Genomic DNA, 7,292 nt, shown 5'->3' on the forward strand with positions numbered 1-7,292 from the left:
TTGATCAATGAATCTGACATCGCTAAAAATGAATTATATGTCTTTTGGCATGAGTCGAAGTATTCTCTTAACTTCGCCACATTCCATACAATATTTTCCATTACTTTATTTTCCCTTCTCCCAGAAACTTTAATTGCATATGCCATCGTAAACTCACGACGGCATATGCATCATAAACTACTCTATAGTTTTAACTCTTTTAATCTTTCCATCTGCAATGTAGAACGCATCACCCTTTGCATTAGGCTTTTTAACCTGTCTTACAATTCCTGGATTAATTTCAATCAATCTGATATCCTTCATATCCTCAAAGAACAGTGTGTTTAAGCTATTCTTAATTGAGAACATTACTGGATTTGGTGACACACCTAATGGCTTATTCTCTACATTTGTAAAGATAATTGTCACCTTGCAATTAAGGTATTCTTTAGTGATATGTCTGTACATATCGTATGCTTCCTGATTCTCATAAATTACATCAGGAGCTTTCTTGTCAGCAAATACTGCAACTACAAGTGGCTCGCTTGAAATATCTCCACCGATTGACTTCTTGGCGAATCGTTCCCTAGCCTTATTGTAAAGAACTTCGATTACATCAATTATTTCCATCTGATTATCGGTGTATTCCTTTACAGTTACATCATCCTTACAGTAGCTTAAAGAACCGCTAGCATCATCAACAACGTGAATCTGAACTGGATTGCCTCCAATACATTCCTCAAACTTTCTAAACATGTACTTAACATAATCAGAACGTCCAAGTTCATCTCTACCAATGATTCCCATTATAGGATTCTTCTTCATATCGTTGTATTCAGGATTTGTTGTAGCATATCCCAAACCTACAAGCATCTTGTAATCCTTCATAGCAGCTGTACCAAATCGATTCTTCATGTACTCATCATTTAAAACGTTTGGAACATAATCAACATTCTCAGCTGACTTACCAGCATACTTTGTGTTGCACTGTGTAATGTATTCTCTGATGTTTGAAATACGTTCTACTTCCTTACCTACACCAAATGCCATGTATGTCTGGAATTCCATAATCTCATTATCTATTGTAATAAGACCTCTACCAGCATACTCATCTGGAGTAGTTCTGCACTTATCAATCAACATGTTGTACTGAGAACGATCATTACAGTTCATTGCAATCTTTGTTGAGAAGTTTGTAATGAGCTTATATCCGATTCCTGACATCTGCTGGTTTGTAATAACCACAGAAATACCAAGAGCTACACCATCTCGACAAATCTTAATGAAGCTATCCTCATATTCCGCATAAACATCCTTGAATGCTGTGTAGTTCTCTAAGAACACTACAATCTGAGGTAAATCAGTGTTTCCTGCTTCTCTGTATGCACCAAATGAACTAAGTCCGGCACTAGAAAGAATCTCTCTACGCTCTTCAATCTTCTTCTGCATGAGCTGAATAAAGTGCTTAAGTTTATCATCATCTGAAAGACTAATAACCGAACCAACATGATTGAGCTTCTCGAATGCTTTCATAACCATTGAGGCAAAATCAAGGATGTAGATATTTACATCCTCTGGCGCATACTTTTGAGTAAGGCCATAAATCATATTTTGAATTAAATAGGTCTTTCCTGAAAGTGACGATCCCAAAATAAACACATGGTTCTGTGTAAAGTTTACCATCAACTGATTCTGTGCCTGTCTAGATGGATCATCATATATTCCGACAGGAACAACAATATCGGTGCCCTCTTTTTCTAGCTTTTCAGGATATGGCAATACTTCTGGAAGAGGTGGTAAGCATATTTCCTGAAGCTTTTCTATTCCAGAATCTGCACAGTATTTATTAATATGCTGCACAATAGCATCTAACTCAGTAACAGTATTATCATTCTTCTCTGGTTTTTGAGAATATACCACATGTCTTCTACCAGCCAAATCAATTGTAGAAATAGAGAACTTCTTTACAGCCTTAGCATGTTCGTCAGTAATATAAGCGCCACTATAAGCAGACTGGAACAGCTCAAATATTTCGTTATTACCAACCTGCATATAAGCACGACCAGGCTCTCTGATTTCAGCAGCAAGAGGGGATTTTAATACCTCGTTACTATCACTTTTATCCTGAACCTTAAGGCAAAGCTTAAACTTAGAGTTACTCCAAATCTGGTCATTTACAACACCTGCAGGTTTCTGCGTTGCAAGAATCAAGTGCACGCCTAAGCTTCGTCCAATTCTGGCTGCACTTATAAGTTCTTTCATAAACTCAGGCTGCTCACTCTTTAGCTCTGCAAACTCATCAACTATAACAATAAGATGAGGTAGTGGTGTTGGTGTAGTACCATTTTTAAATAACTTGATATAATCATCTATCTTGTTTACATCATATTTGGCAAATAATTCCTGACGTTTAATTAACTCTGCCTTAATAGACATAAGGGAACGATTAATCTGCTTACCATCAATATTTGTAATTGCACCATTAAGATGTGGTAAGTCCTTAAACTGATTGGCCATTCCACCGCCCTTAAAGTCAATGATGATAAATCCAACCTCATATGGATGGAATAAAGTTGCAAGTGATAATATGTATGTCTGCAATATCTCCGACTTACCAGAACCTGTCGTACCTGCTACAAGACCATGTGGGCCATGGAATTTTTCATGGATATCAAGATAAACTACATCTCCACCACTCTTAAGACCCATAGGGGCAGCCATACTCTCATAGATTCTTGATTTATTCCATCTATCACCTAAAGCTAACTCTTTTACATTTTTTATTCCCAGCAATTGGTAAAGGGTAATGCTCTTAACCAAATCATTTTCCAGTGATGGCTCTTTTATATAGATTGGTGCTAATTTTTTTGCGCATTCTGCAGCGATTTCTTTTGTAATATGTGTATATGTAAAATTCTGTATTTCTGTACTATCTTCTAAATCCTGCACATAGCCCTGATTAGCATTATCATCTAAGAAAACACCCAGCTGACAAGCCTTATGCAACAAAGCTTCTTGCTCTTCGAAGAATAAGAATGTAAATCCAAGTTTTCTAGCATACTCAAAATATTTACTAACTGGATGTTCAGACAATCTCTCTGATCTAAACGCAAATACGATATAGTCTGGCAAAAGTTTTATTTCATCTTCCTTGAGATATTCACGTCTGGATATCTCAGCATATAATGCGCCTAAAACATTCTTACTACTTTCTTCATCATACATGATGTTACGCATTCCAGAGTTTTCATCATATGTACCTGGAAGCCAACGCACCCATTCCATGTATGGTGCATAAACATCATCAAGCAAGAACACCATCTTTACATCTGTAAAAGCTTCCTGTCCGGCAATGGTTAATGTAAGATTTTTCATTAGATGGTATAGCTTTGTTCTATTTCCAACAAAACCTACTGCATTGACTTTAGCAAGAGGCAATGTTACAGGCATATCAGGAATGTATTCAAACTGATCGTGCAGTTTTTTAGGTATATTGATAAGTTCATCAAATACATGAACATATTCTTGTTCTTTGTAATCAACTTGAAGTAGTGACTCTACGCTACCTGTACCGATTCTAACATCCAGATAATCCTCATGGTCTTTATGCTTTTCAAACAAATCTGGCGAGAATTCCACTATTCTCTTAACCGTTTCTTCAACGGTAGGATTACGTCTTGAAAGAATCTGCTTTTCTTCATCCCTAAGCTTTTGAATATCTTTGATTTTCTTATCAATATATTCAGAATAAACTCTTTCTCGTTCGGCTACCTTTTTCTTGTAATCCTTGCCATTTTCAAAGTACGCCCACACAGACATGGCTCCACCAATAACCATTGTTGCAGCAAAATAAAGGACGTACATTATACCGCCACTCATCATCCTGCCTCTTACAAATATCATCAGGCAGAGTGTGAGAATCATTGGAGTAAGAGTCATTAATAAATTTTTCTTTGGCTCTTGTGGTGGGTTTTCTGGATTTAATATCTCAATCTTTTCATCAGGTATGTTATACAAATATCTGGCTTTTAAGAAGAACTCTGGATAATCCAATGCCTTGCCATCATGTGTTAAATCAATGTGAGGAAGATTTGTAGTGATATCCTTTGAAACAGTAGTAAAAATTGCTTTATCTGTGATATAGAAATTATATTTTCCAAAAGTCAAAAAGAATTCATTATTGACTATTTCACTTCCGACAAATAATGCTCCATTTATGTAGCAATCAAATTCTGCTGCTTTTGATACTTCAAACTGATTTCCTCTTTTTGTTACTTTTACCTCTGCAAAAGCGCAATCCTGTATATTTACAAGAATGTTATGTCTTGGATTATTACCAATCAAGACCTCGTTAATATTTGAAATATCAATTTTTAAATCATATGACGTCCTGATATTATAAAAAATATTTTCTTTATAATTTAATTCTCCCAATTGTTTTGTGTCCTTCTCTCATGTTTTTCGCTATTTTTTATATTTATTTCTCTTCTTCATATCTTCTTCAAACTCATAGGTGTTCATATAAGATGAATCTATATCAAATACTGGCTTTTCGTGACCAGATAGATAGATCATCAAATGTCTTCCCTCTAAAAAATCTTTTCTTTCTTCTATTCTGCTTATTGCCGAAATATCGATTTTATCTTTATCCCAAAACAATAATTTTCGGGTTAGTTTATTATTTTTTACATAATATCTTTCTTTGCAAAAAATAATCAAAAAAGCTGGTGCAATACTTGTGAAAAGAATAGCATTAAAACCTATAGTTCCATCTTGCATAATACACCCTACATCTATCCATATTGCTACTGATAAAAATATAAGAAGCAGACATATGATAGGCAATTTAGGCTTTATAAAGTATCCGTGATTTTTATTATTTTCAACGCTTACTCCAGATTTTTTGATCTTATTTAAAAGTACGTCTGAATTTATCATTCCCAAATCAACATTAACTCTTTTTCTAGTCTTAGTCTTAACAACATATCTATTACCAAATATCTCACAAGAAGTAATATCTGTATAAAATATTTCTTTTTGGGGAACAAAAAGCTCCCTAGCTATAAGTTTTTCATCATCAAATACTATTCTTGAGTTATCTATATATAACGCAAAAATAAGACATATCAATATTAATACTGAAAATATTAATTCGACTACCAAGAAACCGCTTCTATCCTCAATACTTGAAAACAATATAAATATCATTCCTATAAGCACTGCTAAAGCAATTAAAATCAATGCGCATATTTTCAGAATCTTAGAATAAAGTGGCAAAATAATCACGGTATTTTCTATATTGATTTTGTCTCGTCTATTTAAGACGCTTCGCACTATCGATATGACTATCATATAGATAAATATTCTCAATGCAAGTTCCATAAGCACTATCCCTCCGTGGCGCATGACGACTGCGCATCATCAAACCCATATGTTTTTATTAAATAATTGTTAAGAGTATCATTCTCATCCTCTTTATAAATAGGAGATATTGCTCTTAGTGAATCTTTAATAACACCTTTTGCATTAATCCCCTGCCATGTTGCATATGTCGCTGGCGCAGCTGCATATTTCCAACCTTTTTTTATTGCATCCCAAACACCGTTATATCCCAATTTACCTTTTAGTTGGCCCGTAAAAACATTCTTCACTTCGTCTTTCGCCATTTGATATGCATGTCTTGTTGCAGAACTAGGCACCTTTCCCAACGCTTTTATTTTAAGATATTTTCCACCGGCTTTCTCTAAATCTGCAAACGCATCTTTTGCCTTTGAAAAAAGTGATGGTGCTTCTTTCTTTAAAAGTGTTCCACCGTCTATTGCCCTAACTAGCTTTCCTGCGCCATAAAATAATCCGCCAGAAACAGCTCCAACTATGCCTTCTTCAGCAACCTTAGCTCTATCAATTGTTCCTGTATTTATCTTTTGTGAGATTGCACTATTTGCTGCAGCACCTAAACCACCACCAATAACCGCAGCTGCAAAACCTCCTATACCAGTAGTGGCGAAACCTGTTGCCGCACCAACAATAGCCCCCTCTGCTGTACTTCCAGCAAGCGACCCCCAATCAAATTTATCTTGTTTTCCCGTTGCTATCTTTGTTACCTGCGAAACAGTATTGACTACAGCGCCTGTTACCGCTCCTATGGCTGCTCCCACTACAACTGTTGTTGCTATTGCAGCTAATACTGCAAATTTACCATTTAAATCAACATATTTTTTTGAGTTGTTCTGGCAATACAAATAATGATTTTGTGTTTCCGGAACAATCATTAACCCTCTTACTAAATCTTCAGATGCAAATCTACCATTTTCAGCACTATAGAATCTCGCCTGCGCAAACTTTAAGCCTGAGACTTCATCTTCCTGATAACCAGTAAAGGCAAATGGCTGGATGATGTTGCCATTTGTGGTGTACTCATGTTTTCTTTGTCTTCCTGTTCGTGGATCGATGTTTCGTCCAAAGTCATCAAATGCATATGAGGATACTGCTGAACCGTCAGTTCCTGTAAGGTACATTGGAGAGCCAAGTTCATCCTGGAGGTAATAGTAGTTGTTACCTGATTTGCTCATGCTTACTACGTTGTTATCATAGATGAAGCTTTCTGTTTCGCCATTTACTGTGCGTTCAAGAAGGTTATAGTAATCTCTTGAGAGGTCACACAAATACTCTATTTTTTCTTCTGGCCTTGTGGATGCTACACGGAATCCTAATCCGTTGTACTCATTCTCCAGCTCACCCGCTTTAGAGTCGACCACTTTTGAAAGCATGTTTGTTGCATCAAAAGTAAAGGTCTTTTGTAAAAGGCCATCTACAAATTCTTTTGTTTGGTTTCCACGCTTATCATAATCATATGTCTTTACGATAGCCTGGCTGTTATTAAGCTCTCTTGCTTCTACAAGTCTGTCAAGAACGTCATACTTATAAGCTGTCCTTGTTTCTTTTTCTGTAAGGCTTGTTCTGTTTCCAAAAGCATCGTACTCATATGCTGCCTTAACCTGTCCGTTTAAGCTAGACTGGGTTAATCTTCCGATTGCATCATACTTATACTCATACTGACCTGATACAGCATCTAAATCACGTCTATCTCTACTAATTCCATTGATTAATCCACTAGTGTTATAGCTATAGAAGTACTTATCAAGCTGTCCGTCCTTATCAGAGCTTTCCATACTCAAAAGATTTCCACCAGGAAGGTATGAATAGCCCTGTGTTACTCCATTTGCAAAGCTCTTATTTACAAGACGTCCAAGCTCATCGTATGTATACTTGGTCTCTTCGCCATTTCCTACAATGCTTGAAAGTCTGCCTTC

At 36.0% G+C, this 7,292-nt stretch carries 3 protein-coding genes; all 3 read right to left on the reverse strand.

Annotated features, from left to right (window positions below; all coding sequences use genetic code 11):
• Window positions 1-177 precede the first annotated feature (177 nt).
• Complete coding sequence (essC, locus tag G611_RS14640) at window positions 178-4,413, reverse strand: type VII secretion protein EssC (RefSeq protein ID WP_051195209.1); 4,236 nt, start codon at window positions 4,411-4,413, stop codon at window positions 178-180.
• Between the two features lie 30 nt (window positions 4,414-4,443).
• Window positions 4,444-5,361 carry a hypothetical protein gene (locus G611_RS0110110; protein ID WP_028243505.1) on the reverse strand — a complete coding sequence of 306 codons (918 nt, stop codon included), beginning with the start codon at window positions 5,359-5,361 and terminating at the stop codon, window positions 4,444-4,446.
• A 5-nt stretch (window positions 5,362-5,366) separates the two neighbouring features.
• A partial coding sequence (locus G611_RS0110115) for an RHS repeat-associated core domain-containing protein (protein WP_028243506.1) occupies window positions 5,367-7,292 on the reverse strand: 1,926 nt, incomplete at its 5' end.

It is taken from the genome of Pseudobutyrivibrio ruminis AD2017, from assembly GCF_000424305.1.
Classification (GTDB): Bacteria; Bacillota; Clostridia; order Lachnospirales; family Lachnospiraceae; genus Pseudobutyrivibrio; species Pseudobutyrivibrio ruminis_B.

Bases quoted from the DNA above. Each gene is read 5' to 3' on its own strand.
- G611_RS0110110 (WP_028243505.1), bottom strand. From the start codon at position 5,361: ATGGAACTTGCATTGAGAATATTTATCTATATGATAGTCATATCGATA.